Annotated in this window: 17 protein-coding genes; 11 read left to right on the top strand and 6 right to left on the bottom strand. The window is 59.8% G+C overall.

The window, feature by feature from the left end; translation table 11 throughout:
- Positions 1 to 49 precede the first annotated feature (49 nt).
- The 5 genes from AC1RP7_RS16205 (at position 50) to AC1RP7_RS16185 (ending at position 5,599) form a co-directional block, all read left to right on the top strand.
- The gene (locus AC1RP7_RS16205) at positions 50 to 991 is read left to right on the top strand and encodes a carbon-nitrogen hydrolase family protein (protein WP_493182684.1); all 942 of its coding nucleotides are present in this window, start codon (positions 50 to 52) and stop codon (positions 989 to 991) included.
- Positions 992 to 1,062: 71 nt separating this feature from the next.
- The gene (locus AC1RP7_RS16200) at positions 1,063 to 1,497 is read left to right on the top strand and encodes a GFA family protein (protein WP_493182682.1); all 435 of its coding nucleotides are present in this window, start codon (positions 1,063 to 1,065) and stop codon (positions 1,495 to 1,497) included.
- A gap of 261 nt (positions 1,498 to 1,758) precedes the next feature.
- Entirely contained in the window at positions 1,759 to 3,171 is a 1,413-nt protein-coding gene (locus AC1RP7_RS16195; RefSeq protein ID WP_407516432.1) for an NAD(P)/FAD-dependent oxidoreductase, read from the top strand.
- A gap of 16 nt (positions 3,172 to 3,187) precedes the next feature.
- Positions 3,188 to 4,147 carry an alpha/beta fold hydrolase gene (locus AC1RP7_RS16190; protein ID WP_493182679.1) on the top strand — a complete coding sequence of 320 codons (960 nt, stop codon included), beginning with the start codon at positions 3,188 to 3,190 and terminating at the stop codon, positions 4,145 to 4,147.
- Between the two features lie 24 nt (positions 4,148 to 4,171).
- Positions 4,172 to 5,599 (top strand): GGDEF domain-containing protein, encoded by a 1,428-nt coding sequence (locus AC1RP7_RS16185; protein WP_493182677.1) that lies wholly within the window; start codon positions 4,172 to 4,174, stop codon positions 5,597 to 5,599.
- 245 nt (positions 5,600 to 5,844) lie between these two features.
- On the opposite strand, the gene AC1RP7_RS16180 is transcribed toward AC1RP7_RS16185, so the two are convergent.
- Positions 5,845 to 6,747 (bottom strand): universal stress protein, encoded by a 903-nt coding sequence (locus AC1RP7_RS16180; protein WP_493182675.1) that lies wholly within the window; start codon positions 6,745 to 6,747, stop codon positions 5,845 to 5,847.
- Between the two features lie 486 nt (positions 6,748 to 7,233).
- On the opposite strand from AC1RP7_RS16180, the gene AC1RP7_RS16175 reads away from it, so the two are divergent.
- The 3 genes from AC1RP7_RS16175 (at position 7,234) to AC1RP7_RS16165 (ending at position 10,104) form a co-directional block, all read left to right on the top strand.
- Positions 7,234 to 7,632 (top strand): hypothetical protein, encoded by a 399-nt coding sequence (locus AC1RP7_RS16175; protein WP_218497584.1) that lies wholly within the window; start codon positions 7,234 to 7,236, stop codon positions 7,630 to 7,632.
- 332 nt (positions 7,633 to 7,964) lie between these two features.
- Entirely contained in the window at positions 7,965 to 9,137 is a 1,173-nt protein-coding gene (locus AC1RP7_RS16170) for an acetyltransferase domain-containing protein (RefSeq protein WP_493182673.1), read from the top strand.
- Between the two features lie 199 nt (positions 9,138 to 9,336).
- On the top strand, positions 9,337 to 10,104 hold the full coding sequence (locus tag AC1RP7_RS16165) for a metallophosphoesterase (RefSeq protein WP_493182671.1): 768 nt from the start codon (positions 9,337 to 9,339) through the stop codon (positions 10,102 to 10,104).
- An 8-nt stretch (positions 10,105 to 10,112) separates the two neighbouring features.
- Here the strand turns inward: AC1RP7_RS16165 and AC1RP7_RS16160 are convergent, their stop codons facing one another.
- Positions 10,113 to 11,066 carry a LysR family transcriptional regulator gene (locus AC1RP7_RS16160; protein WP_090456093.1) on the bottom strand — a complete coding sequence of 318 codons (954 nt, stop codon included), beginning with the start codon at positions 11,064 to 11,066 and terminating at the stop codon, positions 10,113 to 10,115.
- A gap of 143 nt (positions 11,067 to 11,209) precedes the next feature.
- Here AC1RP7_RS16160 and AC1RP7_RS16155 point away from each other — a divergent pair, with 143 nt between their 5' ends.
- Together AC1RP7_RS16155 and AC1RP7_RS16150 are read left to right on the top strand one after the other, a co-directional pair.
- Positions 11,210 to 12,388 (top strand): M20 aminoacylase family protein, encoded by a 1,179-nt coding sequence (locus AC1RP7_RS16155; RefSeq protein ID WP_154908537.1) that lies wholly within the window; start codon positions 11,210 to 11,212, stop codon positions 12,386 to 12,388.
- Positions 12,389 to 12,426: 38 nt separating this feature from the next.
- Complete coding sequence (locus tag AC1RP7_RS16150; protein ID WP_090456097.1) at positions 12,427 to 13,725, top strand: MFS transporter; 1,299 nt, start codon at positions 12,427 to 12,429, stop codon at positions 13,723 to 13,725.
- 64 nt (positions 13,726 to 13,789) lie between these two features.
- Here the strand turns inward: AC1RP7_RS16150 and AC1RP7_RS16145 are convergent, their stop codons facing one another.
- Positions 13,790 to 13,990, bottom strand: coding sequence for a YbdD/YjiX family protein (locus AC1RP7_RS16145; RefSeq protein WP_090456099.1), 201 nt, complete (start codon positions 13,988 to 13,990; stop codon positions 13,790 to 13,792).
- A gap of 199 nt (positions 13,991 to 14,189) precedes the next feature.
- Here AC1RP7_RS16145 and ahr point away from each other — a divergent pair, with 199 nt between their 5' ends.
- Positions 14,190 to 15,221, top strand: a complete 1,032-nt coding sequence (ahr, locus tag AC1RP7_RS16140) for an NADPH-dependent aldehyde reductase Ahr (protein ID WP_349736891.1) — start codon at positions 14,190 to 14,192, stop codon at positions 15,219 to 15,221.
- A 125-nt stretch (positions 15,222 to 15,346) separates the two neighbouring features.
- Here the strand turns inward: ahr and AC1RP7_RS16135 are convergent, their stop codons facing one another.
- Genes AC1RP7_RS16135 through AC1RP7_RS16125 form a run of 3 tightly spaced genes read right to left on the bottom strand, consistent with a single transcriptional unit; the run spans position 15,347 to position 17,916 of the window.
- Positions 15,347 to 16,897: an ArnT family glycosyltransferase gene (locus AC1RP7_RS16135; RefSeq protein ID WP_493182668.1), complete on the bottom strand. Its 1,551-nt coding sequence runs from the start codon at positions 16,895 to 16,897 to the stop codon at positions 15,347 to 15,349.
- 3 nt (positions 16,898 to 16,900) lie between these two features.
- A complete protein-coding gene (locus AC1RP7_RS16130; RefSeq protein ID WP_095945709.1) occupies positions 16,901 to 17,179 on the bottom strand; it encodes a lipid-A-disaccharide synthase N-terminal domain-containing protein in 279 nt (92 codons plus the stop codon).
- Positions 17,176 to 17,916 (bottom strand): glycosyltransferase family 2 protein, encoded by a 741-nt coding sequence (locus AC1RP7_RS16125; protein ID WP_090456107.1) that lies wholly within the window; start codon positions 17,914 to 17,916, stop codon positions 17,176 to 17,178. The genes AC1RP7_RS16130 and AC1RP7_RS16125 overlap by 4 nt, the downstream gene beginning before the upstream one ends.
- Positions 17,917 to 17,957 lie beyond the last annotated feature (41 nt).

The raw sequence follows: 17,957 nt of genomic DNA, 5'->3' as shown, positions 1-17,957 counted from the left end.
GCCACGCGCACGCTGAAACCTGCGAAAGCCACCGTCTCAGGAGAACGCCATGACCAAGATAGCCATCATTCAGCGGCCGCCAGTGCTGCTCGATCGCAGCGCGACGATCGCCCGAGCCGTGCAATCGGTCGCTGAGGCGGCGGTGGCGGGAGCCTCGCTGATCGTTTTGCCCGAACAGTTCATTCCAGGTTACCCGTCGTGGATCTGGCGGCTGGCGGCGGGAAAAGACGGGGCTTTAATGGGCCAGTTACACACGCGTCTGCTGGCCAACGCCGTTGATATCGCGAACGGTGACCTGAACGAATTGTGCGAGGCCGCCAGCACTCATGTCGTGACGATCGTATGCGGCATAAATGAATGCGACCGGCGCCATGGCGGCGGCACGCTCTACAACAGCGTAGTCGTTATCGGTACGAACGGCGAAGTGCTCAACCGGCATCGCAAGCTGATGCCAACGAACCCCGAGCGCATGGTCCATGGTTTCGGTGATGCGTCAGGGTTACGTACGGTCGATACACCGGTCGGCCGTGTTGGAACACTCATCTGCTGGGAAAGCTACATGCCGCTGGCACGCTATTCACTGTATGCCCAGGGGGTAGAGATCTACATCGCACCCACGTATGACAGTGGCGATGGCTGGATCAGCACGATGCGTCACATTGCACTCGAAGGCCGCTGTTGGGTGCTCGGCAGCGGCACTTTGCTGCGCGGCAGCGACATTCCCGATGACTTTCCGGCTCGCATGCAACTGTTTCCCGATCCGCAAGAGTGGATCAACGATGGCGACTCGGTGGTGGTCAACCCTCAAGGCCGGATCACAGCCGGTCCATTACACCGTGAGGCAGGCATTCTGTATGCGGACATCGACACCTCACTCGTGGCGCCAGCGCGACGGACGCTCGACGTCACCGGGCACTATGCGCGCCCTGACATTTTCGAACTGCAGGTGCGACGCACGCCGGCGACAGCGGTGCACTTCATCGACGAGTGAAGCTAACCAACGCTCAGGCGATCCATCCCAACTTCGACGGTATGTGTAATAACTGATGAAGGAGTCATTCCATGAACATTCAAAAGTCTTACAAAGGCAGTTGTTTTTGCGGCGCAGTCGAGTTCACCGTCAGCGGAGAGCCGGCCGCAATGGGCTATTGCCATTGCGAGTCGTGTCGACATTGGTCAGCAGCGCCGGTCAATGCCTTCACGCTGTGGAAACCCGAGGCGGTGCAAGTAACTCGGGGGGCTGACAACATCGGCACCTACAACAAGACACCGCAGAGTTATCGCAAATGGTGCAAGAGTTGCGGCGGGCACCTCTTCACCGAACACCCAGGGATGGGGCTCATCGACGTGTATGCCGCTGTCATCCCGGATCTCGCGTATTCGCCAGGAGTTCACGTGCACTATCAAGAGGCCAGGCTGCACATCAAAGACGGGTTGCCCAAGCTGAAGGATGTCCCCAGCGAATCAGGGGGATCGGGCGTCAGCATGGACGAATAGCGCCAGCACGGTAGCGTGCGGCGATCCGACCTTGCCTGATTACGCCAGTTGCCATCTGTTCGGCAATGTCATGACCACCGGTTAACTGTAATCCAGGCCGTGTAGTTTTTCTTCGCGCATGCCGACTTGAGTATGGACATTCAGGCTGCAGCCATTAATTCCATTGGTTATGTGGGTGAGGAGCATTCGTTCTATTGCGCGCGGCATGGGTGGCTAATCTACGGAGGTTGAGGGGGGCAACCGTCAGGAAGGTGCAACCATATGGACGCAAATCCGATCGAAACCGACTATCTGATCATCGGGGCTGGCGCGACGGCCATGGCCTTCGTCGATACGCTACTCAAGGAAACGAATGCACGTATCGTGATGGTGGATCGGCACGGTCGACCTGGCGGGCACTGGAATGATGCCTACCCCTTTGTCCGATTGCACCAGCCCTCGGCCTTCTATGGCGTCAACTCACGGGAACTGGGCAGCGGAACGAAAGACACAACGGCACTGAACGAGGGCTTGTATGAGCTGGCCTCCGGCGCCGAGGTGATGAGCTACTTCGACCAGGTGATGAATCAGCAGTTTCTGCCGTCAGGTCGGGTCCGTTACTTCCCCATGTGCGACTACACCGGCGACCGCATTGACGACCACCGGTTTACCTCGCTGATCAGCGGCGTAAGCCATCAGGTGCGGGTGCACAAAAAGGTCGTGGACGCCACCCATGCCCAGACGGCGGTGCCCTCGACCCACCCACCCAGATACAAGGTGGAACCCGGCGTGCAATGCGTGCCACTGAACGACCTGCCGAAGATCCAGCACCCACACACTGGCTACGTTGTGGTGGGATCGGGCAAGACCGGGATCGACGCCTGCCTGTGGTGCCTGCAAAACGGTGTTGCGCCCGAAAAAATCTGCTGGATCATGCCGAACGATCCGTGGTTGATCGACCGGGCCAACTTGCAACCCGGCCTCGACAGCTTCGAACGAACAATCGGCGGCCTCACGGCACAGCTCGAGGCTATCGCAGCCGCGGACTCGATCCCGGACCTGTTCTCCAGGCTTGAGGCGGCGGGCCAGCTCTTGCGCCTGGATACGTCCGTCGAACCCACTGCTTACCGCTGCGCCACCGTCACTCAAGCGGAATTACGCGAGCTTCGACGCATCGACAACATTGTGCGCCTGGGGAGAGTGAGCGTTATCGAGCCAACGCGCATCGTGCTCGAGCAGGGCAGCATCGCCACGAGCCCAAATGCTCTGCACATTGATTGCAGCGCCAGTGCCATCCCGACACTCCCTGAAATGCAGGTGTTCGACGGCGGCAAGATCAACCTGGTGATGGTAAGCAGCTGCCAACCCTTGTTCAGCGCGGCCTTGATCGCTTATGTGGAAAGCCACCTGGACGATCAAGCGCAAATGAACGCGTTTTGCACAATGGTCCCCCCGCCTCACGTCCCCACGGACTGGATCAGAATCTGGGCCGTCTACCTGGGTAACCAGCTACGCTGGGGAGAACATGAAGGTCTGTCCCGCTGGATCAGGCAGTCGCGTTTGTACTTCATGACGGCGGTGGTCAGGGGCTTGCAAGAAACCGACACCGAGAAACTGGCACAGCTGCGTCGGCTCTCTGTCAGCAGGCAACAGGCTCTGACGAATCTGCCGCGTTTGCTGGAGGTCATCGCTTGAATCGCAGGAAGCGCACATGAACGAGCCACACCTCGAACTGCTCGACATCAATGGCATCCGCATGCAGGTCGCCATCCAGGGCTCCGGTCCCTTGGTCTTGCTATGCCACGGATTCCCGGAGCTGGGGTACTCGTGGCGCAACCAGCTTGCTGCGCTGGCGGCCGCCGGCTACAGAGCGGTAGCGCCCGACATGCGCGGCTATGGCGGCACAGATGCGCCGGCCGAACCCGACGCCTACACCACGCTCCACCTGGTAGGCGACATGGTCGAGTTGGTCAACGCACTCGGCGAACAGCAAGCCGTGATCGTCGGCCATGACTGGGGCGCGCAGGTAGCCTGGGGCGCAGCTTTGATGCGACCCGATCTGTTCCGCGCGGTGGTCGGCATGAGCGTTCCCTTCTCGCCACCGACGCGCGTGGAGCTCCTCAGCACGCTTGCCTCGCGGGGTATCAGCGACTTCTACATCCAGTATTTCCAGACGCCGGGTGTGGCCGAGGCCGAGTTGGAAATGGACGTCGAGTCGTCGATCCGGCGCATCTACTTCAGTGGCTCGGGTGACGGACCCGATTGGCCGGTGTTCGGCCGGCTGCAGCCGGGCCAGGGCTTCCTCGGCGCGATGGTCGAGCCCGAAACCCTGCCAGTCTGGCTAAGCCTTGAGGACATTGCCTATTACACCCGCGAATTCACCCGCAGCGGATTTCGCGGCGGCTTGAACTGGTACCGCAACATGACGCGCTCATGGGCACTTCTGGCACCTTGGCGCGGTTGCATTATCCGGCAGCCGTCGATGTTCATTGCCGGGAGCCGCGACGGCGTGCTGAAGTTTCCGAGTTCCCCGCGGCAGATCGAAGCCTTCGCGCAGACACTGCCGGGACTGCGCGGGTGTCATATCCTCGAAGGTGCCGGCCACTGGATACAGCAAGAGCGCGCGACAGAGGTCAATGAGCTGCTGTTGGGCTTCCTGAAAGAACTCTGAATTGATTTAAAACTGGAGGGAACCATGAACAATCTCATCGCCACCGACGAGTCACCTGAAGCCGTTCGCCTCATGGTCAGGGTTTACGCCTACTTGCTGCTCGCAGGATTTGCGTTTGTTCCGGCCTATCTGATTGGGTACTTGTACTTTTTTCAGGACCCCACGCTTACATTCGAGAATCACCTGTTCCATATAGTTGCGATCACGACAGCCACCCTGACCGGCTCGTTTGTTACGTACGTAACGTGGCGCTGCTATCAGTCATCGGGAGATCCGCTGCTGCGATGGATGACGCTTGGTTTTCTCGGCTTTGTACTGATCTATGCGTTGCATGGTGCGTTCACCGGGCAAGCACACCACAATATCTGGCTCTTCCTGCTTTATGGACCCGCCTCTCGCCTGGTCATGTCGATTCTGCTGTTAGTCGGACTGCTGTCGTACCACCGCCCACCTGTTGCCGCGGACCAACGAATGAAGGCCCGCCCGTGGTTGACCTGGATAGGACTGTTCCTGCTGGTCGACGTGGCAGTGGCGTACGTCGCGAATTCGCCGATCGCCAGCAATCTCGCGGTGCGCCTATCGATGGAAGGTGGTGCCCTCGTTCTTTCCACATTGACCGTGACAATACTCCTGCTGCGCCGTATCCGTTCGCCGCTAATGACCATTTTTATCATCTCGGTCACCGCGTTCGCGCTGTCATCTCTTGCCTTCATCCTTGCACGTCCGTGGAACCATATGTGGTGGCTCGCTCACGCGATCTTCGCCGGCGGATTCTTCATGTTGAGCTATGGGGTAGTGCAAGCGTTCCTCACCACGCGGTCGTTTTCGAAGATTTACAGCCAAGAGGAGTTGATGGTGCGTCTTGCCGAAGCGATGGCGTATGCCGAGAGCGCCCTGCAGGAACTCCAGCGCACCAATCAAGAACTCGGGCACCTTGCGGCGACCGATCCACTGACCGGCGCTGATAATCGTCGTCGGTTCATGGAGCGGGTCGAAGTCGAAATTGGCCGGACCAAACGCGGCGGTGCGCCGTTCTCCGTGTTGGCACTCGATCTGGATAATTTCAAGTCCATCAACGATCGCTTCGGGCATCAGGTTGGCGATGACATCCTGAAGAGTTTCGTGGAGAAATGCCTCGATTCGATCCGCCCGTATGACGGTGTAGCCCGAGTGGGTGGGGAGGAATTCATGATACTGCTGCCTCAGACTTCACTTGAAGGCGCGCACGAAATCGCTGAGCGTCTGCGAAGCACCGTTGCAAATAGTGTTTTCCATGGCCAGCAGCGGTCAACCGTGGTCACAGTGAGCATCGGCGTATCGCAATCCGGTCGCGATGGCGACACCATCGAGGCAATTCTGCGTACAGCCGATCAACGCCTGTATCACGCTAAACACGAAGGCCGTAACCGTGTGGTCACTACCTTCAAAACCAGCCTCCAACCTATGCCTTGACCATCGTCTCGAAGTCGCTGAAAGCGTCGGCACCGATACCCCGTGCCAGTGTTTCGGACTGTGCGACAGATCTCGAAAAAAAGTCGCAAACCCCACTTCGCTTCGGGGCTTGCGACTCATTTGGCATTGTCATGCGCTTTGCCCGAGCCTTTCCCATGGTCACTGGCTGCAATCAACCAAACTCCGTCATAACCATGCGTCAGTGGGAATATTCCAGTCACCTACGCCTTGCGGTGTCTTCTCGATCACTGATCCGCAGAACCCGTAACGGCGAAAATGTTGCAGGGCACTTGATACAGAACATGCTCCGTCGTACTGCCCACCCATTTGCCCAGTCCCTTGCGATGCGCATTTCCCATGACGATCACATCGGCCCGGTGATGCGCTGCAAAGTCGGCCAGCGCTTTGCCAGGCGGTCCTGCAACGAAGTGTTGCCGCTCAGTGGGTACGCCATAGTGGTCGGCCAATGCGATAAACGACTTTTGCAGTGACTTGCGTACATCGCTGCTGAAGCCTGGCATCGTCACTGCACCAGCGCCTGCGTCGGATATATGTGTCAGCGATAGATCGTAGGCATACAGCAGATGCAACTCCGCATTGCATTGCATCGACAACCCGTTCGCCGCCTGGATGATGCGGTCGTTGATGCCAGTGATCTGGGTCTCGGGTTGTGACGGATCAACTGCCGCCACTACCACCCGTGGAAGTGGACACCTGAGTTCGCTGACCAGATGCACAGCCACCGGACATTCGCGCAACAAGTGCCAATCCAGAGGTGTAATGAAAACGCGTTTGAGCGCTGACTCGTGTTGCACGTCCTTGATAACCAGATCCGGTTGCATTTCTGCCACATGCCGAAGTATTTCTTGCAGCGCGGTGCGCGTAACAAGCACTTCGGTGCTCACTGCAACTCCGCGTCCGCGGATTAGACCGGCCTCATCCTTCAGCCACTTTTCGTTTTCTTGCTGACAGGCCTCACGAAAACGCGCACCGGCGCTCATCAAACCCAAGAGGTTGGAGTCTTCGATAAACACCGTGATATGCAGCGCTGCGCCAGTGGCTTCGGCAATGGCGACAGCTCGCTCCAACGCCGGGGTGTGACGCATGACTGGACCGGCTATCAGAAAGAGTCGTTGATACTGGCTCATGTAACACCTCCAAATGCTTCGGGATATCTAGCTCCCCCAGCGTTGTCGCCTGTCACACCACCGACGATTTACTATCGCCTCAACTATCTGGATCGACACTATCAATATACGCCTGGATGCCATCATCCCCCTACTTGGCCGAGTCCACTTTTTCAACAGAATCGACTGAACGCTGCCGGTCGCCGTCGCCGATATTCGACCGAAAGCCCACTGTCAGCGCGTTACATTTGAGTCGCCCCGATTTACTGGACGCATGACCAGTTGAATCCACAGTCGTTTACTGGCGTTCACTAAAGGCTGTAAACCGCCAGGAACGGTTATCGAGATAGCAAACCTCAAAGGGGCCGCACACTGGCGTCGTTAGCTATTTAAGCAGTGGCCCCTAGAACTTTTCTCTATTTATCGGTCTATGTGGATAGCCACATCCGTTCGGTAAACGCGAACCCGCAGGCTCCCCCACAAATCAACCAGAGGTTGTCTTCGCTCATGAAATTCCATGACCCACGGATGGTGCTCTTCGGCCTGTTCGCGTTCGCGGCAGTGGGCTCGGCATCAGCAACACAGATGAAGACCTCAACCCCTGTTTTCGCACCTGAAGTCGCAGTCGTTCAGGTGCCGGCCCAGACTGCCGGCAATCCTTGGCCGACCTTGGCCAGCATGGCCGGCAAGCAACCAGGGCCGTTGCTTGCCCATGACGACCGATACTGGCATGACGGCCGCTGGCACTCTCGTAGAGACGATTGGCGCCGTGACGACTGGCGTAGAGATAACTGGCGCAGAGAGCAGGCCCGCCGCGAAGCAGAACGCCAACGTTATTGGGAACGCCACCATGATCGGGCCATGCGGCACCGCTATGAGGACGATCGCCGCTACTATCGTCGCTAGTGCGACGCCAAGGGCAATTCGCCTGCAACACGGGCGATGCACCGCCAACCTGCGAAACCGGCCCGAAACAGCTGTACTCGCTCATCGGGTTGTAGAAGCTGGCTAGAAACGTCGACGAGGTACGAGCGACTCCTTTTCGCCCTCCTCGCCGGCGTTGAAGGCAATATGCAAACGATCATGGTTATGCTGCCGCCCTCCTCCAGTTCCGATGACGCCGAGCCACCCCATGCGAATGCACACGAGGCAGACATACATGTTATGTTATATCTTATATAAACATGAACTGTCAGTCGCCACTGGCAGAGCCATCCACTCCCTGCTTGCGACATTCGATGACAACTTCTACTCACATCCCCCCCATCACAAGCTTGAACCAACGCCTGCTGTCCATTGATGCCCTGAGGGGATTGGTAATCCTCCTTATGCTGCTGGATCACGTGCGCGAAACGTTCTTTTTGCACCGACAAGTAGCAGACCCCATGGACATCGAATCCACTGAGCCGGCGCTGTTTTTCAGTCGCACACTTGCTCATTTGTGTGCGCCGGTGTTCATACTGCTCACTGGACTTTCCGCTTACCTGTATGGCCAAAAGCACCAGGGCAAGGGCGATGTGTCAGCCTTTTTGTTCAAGCGCGGTCTATTGCTGGTACTGCTGGAGTTCACCCTGGTGAATTTCGCCTGGACATTTCAGCTCCCACCTACGGCGATCTACATGCAAGTGATTTGGGCCATTGGCATCTGCATGATTGCCCTGGCCGGACTGATTTGGTTACCCAGGCCCATGCTGTGCTGCCTGGGCCTGGTGATCGTGGCCGGGCACAATCTGCTGGATAATCTGCACTTCGCGACAGGCTTGCCCATGCATATACCCTGGGCCATTCTGCATGATCGCGGCTGGATCGATGTCTGCGACAGCTTACGTCTGCGCACCTCTTATCCTGTGCTTCCCTGGATCGGTGTGATCGCCCTTGGATACAGTATCGGCCCCTGGTTTTCTGGCCAGGTTCTGGCCGCGGAGCGTCAACGTACTCTGCTGCTTGCCGGGGCCGGAACATTGGTCGGATTTGTCGCACTGCGAGCAGTCAATGGTTATGGCGAGGTGCATTGGGTCGCCCATGAAGGCATCACGCAAACCCTCATGAGCTTCTTCAACATTACAAAATACCCGCCCTCCCTGTTGTTCCTTTTGCTGACGTCGGGCATGGGCCTGTTACTGCTTCGTGCCTTGGAACAGGCTCAACAACGCAAGTGGGTCAATGCATTGGCAGTCTTTGGCGCGGCGCCGATGTTCTTCTACTTGCTCCACCTTTACGTACTCAAGGCGCTGTATCTGCTCAGCGTGGCGTTGTTCGGATTGAACCAGGGAAATTTTTTCGGTTTCGACAGCATTTGGGCTGTGTGGCTGACGGCGGTGCTCCTGGCTTTATCCCTGTATCTACCCGTGCGCTGGTTCGCGGCATTGAAGGCACGCCGTCGCGATATCAGATGGCTCAAATACTTCTGATCAGGGCATTTGCTCACAAAAGTGGCCCCTGGAGAGCAATGCCAGTCAGGTAAGCGTTTGAACGCCTCCCAGAGGGATGGTGGCAGGTCGTTGGATCAGCGTTCACTGAAGATCAAAACTGTGGGCGGCAGACTTGTGGCAACGGGTTATCAACGCGTAAGTTGATGACCTGCCCTTAACGACACGCCGGAGTTGATCCATGCGCATCGCCTTGCTGTCCGACATGCACCTGTCCGTCAATACGATCCCGTTTCCCGTCGTGGATGCCGATATTGTCGTGCTCGCCGGGGACATCGCCCGGCCGGCCAAGGCTATCGAGTGGGCCAGAGCCTGCCCGGTTCCACTGCTGTACGTGGCAGGCAATCACGAGTTTTATGGCAGTGACCTGGTCTCCACCTACGAACAGTTGAACAGCCTGACGCAAGGTACGCAGATCCACATTCTGGAACGTTCGGAGTACGTCCACGACGGCGTACGTTTTCTCGGCTGCACCTTGTGGTCTGACTATCGCCTTCTCGACAGCCCCGAGGACCGGGCGCTGGGCATCGATCTGGCGACCCGGCTGATTCGTGACTTCAGCCACATCAAGATCGCCCCCGATTTCCCTGACCTGTTCACGCCGGCCATTTCCCAGCTGGTGTTTCTGCAGACGGTCGCCTGGCTGGAAGACTGCTTCACCCGCGACAGCAGCACACCCACGGTGGTGGTCTCTCATTTCGCTCCTACAAAGTCGAGCATCAGCCCGACCTTTGCCGGTTCGCCGATCAACTCAAGCTTTGTCTCGGACCTCGAAGCGCGGATCAAGGACTGGCAGCCGGCACTGTGGCTGCATGGCCATACCCATGGCAGCTTTGATTATCGAGTGGGTAACACCCGCGTGATCTGCAACCCCCGGGGCTATGCCAAGAATGGCATCAATGAAAATCCTGATTTCGATGATGCCTTCGTGATCGATCTGGATCTGTGAAGCGACCCTCAAATCAACAGTTCCAGCGTATCGAACAGTTCGACATCTTCCGGCCGTGTCGACCGGGCGCGGCGGCGGATGACCTGGAACAGGCAGTCGACGAAGCATTGCCCGGCGACCCCCAACTGGGCATTGCGCGGGGTGACGATGCCGATGGTGTCGGTGGCGAAGGTTTCCGCCAGCGCCAGGCGCCCCACCCGTTCGCGGTAGCCCGGGATGGTGAGCATCGGCTCCGGGAAGTAACTGAGCATGTCTGTCTGCTCCACCAATGAAAGCGTCAACTGCGGTGAATGCGCGCGGTGGATGTGTTGCATATCGATCTGCGCACCGTGTTGCCAAAACAACTCGGTCATCAAACCTTCATGGCTGGCATCCGGGTAGTTGACCACCCAATCCTGATCCAGCAAATCGTGGATCGAGCGGCTGTCGCGCCGTGGATGCTCATGGCGGGCCACCACGGCCATGCGGTAAGACAGAATCTGCTCGCTGACGAACTCCGGGCGCGGCAGCAGTGATGACACCAACCCCACTGCAAACTCCATGGTGCCGTCGCGCAATCGCGGCAACGTCACCGCCATCAAGCCTTCGAAAATCTCCAGGCGTACCCGTGGCATGCGCTGGCGGAATAGCGTCACGACCTCGGGTAACAAGGTCATGCCCATCCACGGCGAAATGCCGAGGCGCAACTGCCCTTCGGCCTGGTCGCTCAGGTGTGCCAGTTCCAGTTGCGCGCGTTCGAGTTGGCTGAGCATCTGCCGCGCATGCTGCAACAGTGACTGACCGTAGGTGGTCAGCACCACACCGCTGGCATTGCGCAACAGCAGTGGCAGGTTCAAGTGTTCCTCCAGTTCGCGCAACGCCTTGGCCACTGCCGTCTGCGACACCCCCAGTTGCCGCGCCGCCGCACGAATGCTGCCGCAGTCGGCAATCATCACCAGCGCCCGCAATTGATGCAGCTTCATCCCTTCCTCCTGATGCACCAGGGTGTAAACCAGCGGTTTTCAGCCCACCTTTTTTGCGACTGCCGCGACATTCGCCAACTCATTAGCATCACAGGGTATCAGTCCAACAGCCGAAAACGACCAATAAAAACGAGGAGAATCTGATGACCGATTTGCCCGCCCTGCCCGGCATTCGTGCACTCGAAGAAGAGATGATCGCCCTGCGCCGACACATCCACGCCCATCCGGAATTGAGCTTTGAAGAGTTCGCCACCGCTGACCTGGTGGCGAGCAAGCTCCAGGCCTGGGGTTACCAGGTACATCGCGGCCTGGGCGGCACCGGTGTGGTCGGGCTGTTGCGCCAAGGCTCCAGCGGCAAAACGATCGGCCTGCGCGCCGACATGGATGCGCTGCCGATCATCGAGCAGACCGGGTTGCCCTACTCCAGCCGCCACGAAGGCGTGATGCACGCCTGCGGTCACGACGGGCACACGGCGATGCTGCTGGCGGCCGCCCGTTACCTGGCCGAGAGCCGAGAGTTCGACGGCTCGCTGGTGGTGATTTTCCAGCCGGCCGAGGAAGGCGACGGCGGCGCTCGGCGCATGCTCGATGACGGTCTGTTCGAGCTGTTCCCCTGCGACGCGGTGTTCGCGATGCACAACATGCCAGGACTGCCGGTGGGCAAACTGGGCTTCCTCGCTGGCCCGTTCATGGCCTCGACCGACACCGTGACCATTCGGGTCGACGGCGTTGGCGGTCACGGCGCCATGCCGCACAAGGCCGTTGACCCGGTACTGGCCGGCTCGGCCATCGTCATGGCATTACAAAGCATTGTATCGCGCAATGTCGCGCCGCTCGACACAGCGGTTGTGACCGTCGGCGCGTTCCACGCCGGGATTGCCGCCAACGTGATTCCCGATCACGCCGAGTTGCAGTTGAGCGTGCGTGCGCTCAAGGCGCAGGTGCGTGACGAGCTGATTGTACGGATCACCGCCGTGGCCGAGGCCCAGGCTACGAGTTTCGGCGCCCGCGCCACGGTGACGGTCGACGAGGCGCAACGCTTCCCGGCTCTGTTGAATCATCCCGAAAGCACCGAGTTCGCCCGGCAAGTAGCGCTTGATTGGGTGGGCGAAGACGGCTTGATCGCGAACATGCAACCGCTGACCGGGAGTGAGGATTTCGCCGTGATGCTGGAGCGTTGCCCCGGTTGTTATTTGCTGATCGGCAACGGTGATGGCGAAGGCGGCTGCATGGTGCATAACCCCGGCTACGACTTCAACGATGACTGCCTGCCGACAGGTGCGAGCTACTGGGTGCGGCTGGTCGAGACCTTCCTGGCCTGACCTCATCCCTATCGCCCTCGTCTTCTGGAGTTCGTCAAATGTCCACTCCCGTCTCTACCGCCATGCCTGATACCGCTGCGACCCGGCAGCCGATTGGTGCGAAAGCCATCGCCGCCATCACCATCGGCTCCGGTCTCGAGTTCTACGATTTTTCCGTCTACAGCTTCTTCGCCACACTGATCGGTCGCCAGTTTTTCCCGGTCGAGAGCACGCTCGGGCAATTGCTGCTGTCCCTGGCGACCTTTGGTGTCGGTTTCGGCATGCGCCCCATCGGTGGCCTGGTACTCGGCGCCTATGCCGACCGGGTCGGGCGCAAACCGGCGATGATGCTCACCCTGTGGCTGATGGCGCTGGGTTCGCTGTTGTTCACCATCGCCCCCACCTATGCGCAGATCGGCGTCTTCGCACCGTTGATCATTGTGCTGGCACGCCTGATCCAGGGCTTCGCCATCGGCGGTGAGGTCGGTGCCTCTACGGCAATGCTGATGGAACACGCCGATGACAGAAGCCGCGGGTTCTACGGCAGTTGGCAGCTGTTCAGCCAGGGCTTGAGCTTTCTGCTCGGCGCACTGGTGGCCCTGGCACTGAGCTCGTCCCTGCCGCCCGAGGCGCTGGAGAGCTGGGGTTGGCGGGTGCCGTTTGCCCTCGGGATGCTGGTGATCCCGGTCGGCATTTATATCCGTCGTCACCTCAAGGAAACCGCCGCAGAACAAGGTCATGAAGCGTTCTCCAGCGTGCGGGTGATCTTCACCGGCTACCGTCGCCTGATCGTGACCGGGGTGCTGTTGGTGATCGGTAGCACCGCGTCCAGCTACATCGTGCTCGATTACATGACCAACTACACGGTCACGGTGCTGCACCTACCGATGACCATGGGCACCACCGCCGCCTGCCTCGGCGCGCTGGTGCAGATCAGCCTGTCGATCTGGGCCGGCCGGCTCAGCGACCGTATCGGCCGGCGCCGCACCATCGCTCTGGGCAGTATCCCGATGCTGTTGCTGATCTATCCGGCGTTCATGCTGATGAACCAGTTCCCGACGCTCGGCATGCTGCTGGCCGTCTCGTTGGTCACCACCCTGTTGCTGGTGTTGATCACCGTGCCGACCCTGGTGTTGGTCACTGAACTGTTCCCAAGGGCGATTCGCGCCACCGGGTTATCGATCATCTATTGCCTGGGTGTCTCGGTGTTCGGCGGCTTCGCGCAGTTTTTCGCCACCGGTTTGATCGGCCTGACCGGCAATAACAACGCCCCGGCGCTGTATGTCATGGCGTGCCTGTGCCTGACCTTGATCGGGCTGGCGATGGTCAAGGAAACGGCCGGCAAGCCACTCGATTAGGCCGTTGTGACCATGACGGGCGTATGCGTCGGATTCTTTCAAACCGCGCATACGCCCAACGCCTTCAACAACACCGCGTATTGCATTTGCCCCGGCCAAAACGCGCTTCCTGGCGTTCGCGGAAAAACATCTCATAGCTCATGACTGGCTCGCCCGGACGGTTGCGGGCCATTTGTGCCACGTAGTTGTCGTACTCGGGAACGCCCACCATCAATCGGGCGCTCTGGCTGAACAATCTGGCGATCTGCTGCAGTTTGCTGAACATGACTGATCTCTCTGTATGCGTGGGACCTGGCCCATGAAACCGCGTTCATGTATCTGCACTGTGTCCACATCGGGCGCCTTTGTATTTTCATGTATCCAGGCTCGCACCCGATGGAACGCCGGCAACCCGCTACACTTTCCTCGCTCCGCCGCGGCACCAAAGCGGTCAAGACCCCTGACTTCTGATCTGGAGGTATCCCATGAGCGACAGCAGCGAACTCACCACCTTTACCGGCTGGGCCGCCACCGCAGCGGGCGCGCCACTGGAACGCTACAGCTACGATCCCGGTCCGTTGGGCAACGACGAGGTGGAAGTCGCCGTGGAATATTGCGGCGTCTGCCACTCCGACCAGTCGTTGATCGACAACGATTGGGGTATCAGCCACTACCCGTTTATCCCCGGCCATGAGGTGGTCGGCCGTATCGTGCGGCTGGGCGACCAGGTTCGCGGTCTGGAAATGGGGCAACGGGTGGGCATCGGTTGGTACAAGGGCAGTTGCATGCATTGCACCTCGTGCATCGAAGGTTCCCATAACCTGTGTCGCACCGTGCAACCGACCATCATCGGCAGCAATGGCGGCTTTGCCGACCGCATTCGTTCGCACTGGGCCTGGGCCCTGCCGATCCCGGCCGGACTCGATCCGGCAATGGCCGGGCCGCTGTTCTGCGCTGGTTCGACCGTGTTCAACCCGCTGTTGGAATTCGGCATCAAGCCCACTGACCGGGTCGGCGTGGTGGGTATTGGCGGTCTCGGTCACCTGGCGTTGCGTTTTCTCAACGCCTGGGGCTGCGAAGTCACGGCGTTCACCTCATCGCTGAGCAAGCAGGACGAAGCCAGGCGCCTGGGCGCACACAAGGTGGTCGCCTCGACCGATACCAATGCGCTCAATGCCATTGCCGGCACCCTGGACTTTCTGCTGGTCACCGCCAACGCCAACCTCGACTGGAGCGCCATGCTCGCCACCCTGCGCGGCAAGGGTCGCCTGCACTTTGTCGGCGTCGTGCCCGATGCCATACCGATGCACGTGTTCGAGCTGATTCCCCAGCAAAAAACCATGTCCGCCTCACCGGTCGGCTCGCCCGCCAACACCGCGACCATGCTGGAGTTCTGCGCACGCCACCAGATTGTGCCGCAGGTCGAGATGTTTCCCATGAGCCGCATCAACGAGGCCATCGATCACTTGCGCAGTGGCAAGGCGCGCTACCGCGTGGTGCTGGACGCCAGTCAGTGACCTTGTAGGAGCTGGCTTGTCGGGTCGCCGCATCGCAGCGATGGTCGTTAACGATAACGCGTGTGAACTGGATAAACGCGGCGCATTTGAGTCCATCGCCGGCAAGCCGGCTCCTACAAATCCCCTCAGGGATTGGCTACCTGCGCAGGCGCCAATGGCATGTGCGGGTCATTCCAGGTGAACCGATAGGCTTTGCCGGCCTCTTGCGGCAGGCATTTGCCGTTATCGGCATCCGCGCCCACGATCGACCAGTTCGCCCGGGCGTTTTCCCCCAGTTCACGGGCCGCTTCGGGCTTGAAGCACTGGTTCAGTACGTCATCCGGCACCAATGCGTAGGCCTTGGGGTGTTCGCGCAGATACAGCGCGGCCTTTTCGATGGTCGAATTGTCCATGCCGAAATGCACGATCGGTTGCCGGGCGAACAACCAGTGCCCCTCCTCCCAGTTGACCAGCACCAGATCGGCGCCCCGGGTCATGGACGCCGCCTGGGTCATGAGCACCTGATCAACGTTGGTGCCGTCCTTGAGCGGTTCGATGAAACCACGGGCGAACCACAACGCGAACCAGGTCGCCACCAGTGCCGGGAACACCCGACGCATACGCGGGTGCCGTTTGAACCAGCGCGTGAGCAGCCACGGGATCAACGGCGCGGCGACCAGCACCAGCCCAGGCAGCGCCGGGTAGATGTACAACTTGCGCTTGCCTGTGCTGATGCAGAAAAACAGCACCACCAGCACCACCCAACCGAGCAACACCAAGACCCGGCCGTCGCGTTTTTGCAACTGACGGCGCCAGGCCGGCACCAGCCATGGCAGCACCAGCACCAGTGGTAGCCAATACTGCGGGATTACGTTGGTGAAGAAATACCAGAACGGTTCGCGGTGATGCCACGCGGCGGCATAGCGGCCCGCGGTCTGGCGCAGGAGGATCTCCCGTGCATAGGCAACTTCGTCCGCGCTGCCATTGAAGAGGATGGACAAGGCCAGGGGCAACAGCCAGATCGCGATGGTGCCAAGCATCAGCGCAAACCCGAGCAACCACTTGCGCGCCTCGCCCGGCATCGCCACCACACCGGGCCAGCCTTTGCGCACCCCATAGGCGTAGGGAATCAGCAACAGTGCCGGCAGGAAACCCACACCTTTGGTGATCACGCCAATGCCCATGGCCGCGCAGCCCGCGTAGAACCAGCGCCACGCAGGTCCCAGCAGCAGGTGCCGTGCCAGACCGTACAGGCCCAGGGAGGTGAACAGAATCAAGAAACTGTCGATCTGACCGGTGCGCAGGATGCTGTAGGTCTGGTAGGTCGCCAGGTACAACAGCGCGGCGTTGCGCCCGGTACGCTGGGTCCACAGGCGACGGCCCAGGTCATAGACCATCGCCGTGACCGTCACCGCCGAAAACAGTCCCGGGATATAAAGCGCGATGTTGGGTTTGCCGGTCAGCCAGGTGAAGAACGCCACCGTCCACATGAAAATCGGCGGCTTGTCACCGTAGATCTCGGCGGCCCGGTGCGGGATCAGCCACGAGCCGTTCTGCAGCATCTCCAGCGCGACACCGAGGAAACGCTCTTCGTCCACATTCTGAGCCTGACGCAACCCCATGCCCGCGCCGATCAGCAACAGGGCAAGCAGCATCAGACCCAGGCACTCGACCCTGGGCGACAACGATCTACGCATTGCTTATTCCTTTGCGCTTCTGCTTTTGGCAATCAATTGCAGGTTGCGAAAATAGACCAGGGAGCCAAACGCCTGCCCGACGATGAACACCGGGTCCTGGCGGTAAATGGCATAGGCGAGCAACAAGGTGCTGCCGACGATGCTCAGGTACCAGAAGTTGGTCGGGATCACGCTGCGTTTCTTGTACTCGCTGTACAACCACTGCAAGACAAACCGCCCGGTAAAGGCAGCCTGCCCGGCAAAGCCGACCAGCAACCACAGGGTTTCACGGGTCAGAATCATCCTTCGAGCTCCTGGGCCTGGGTGTTCAGGCGTGTGCGTTTGATCAGCCACCAGACGCCGATCAGGTCAAGAATGCCGACCAGCGCACGGTCGAGGTTGCCGTATTTCGATACCCCGGCCGTGCGCGGACGGTGGTTGACCGGGTGCACGATCATGCGCCCGTTATGACGCTGGATCAGCGCCGGAATATAGCGATGCATGTGGTCGAAGTACGGCAGACGCAAGAACGCCGCGCGCTCGATCAGCTTCAGGCCACAACCGGTGTCCGGGGTCGCGTCCTTGAGCAGGCGCCGGCGCAGGTTGTTGGCGAACCGCGAGGCGTAGCGCTTGCTCGCGGTGTCACGGCGATTGACCCGGTGCCCGGCCACCAGTTGTACATCGACCTTGCCCGGTTCGCCGCGCACCAGCGCCAGCATGCCGGGAATGTCCGCCGGGTCGTTCTGGCCGTCGCCATCGAGGGTCGCCAGCCACTGCCCGCGTGCCTCACGGGCCGCGTGGTACAGCGAGGTGCTCTGCCCCAGCGACCGCTCGTGATGCAGGATGCGCAAGGTGTTCAAGCCGTCATGGCGGATCTGCCGCAGTTCCTGCAGGGTCGAATCGGTGCTGCCATCGTCGACCACGATGATTTCGTAAGCCTCATCGGCCAGCGCCACGCGGACTTCTTCAAGCAATGGCTTGAGGTTGTTCGCTTCGTTCTTGGCGGGAATCACTACGGATACAAAAATGTCTTGGCTCATGGGGTCTCTCTCGCCTTTTTTGATTGTTCGAGATCAGAGGC

This window comes from Pseudomonas sp. GW822-FHT01E03 (assembly GCF_058802985.1).
The sequence above is the reverse complement of the archived record's forward strand: the minus strand, read 5'-3'. Positions and strand labels throughout refer to the sequence as shown.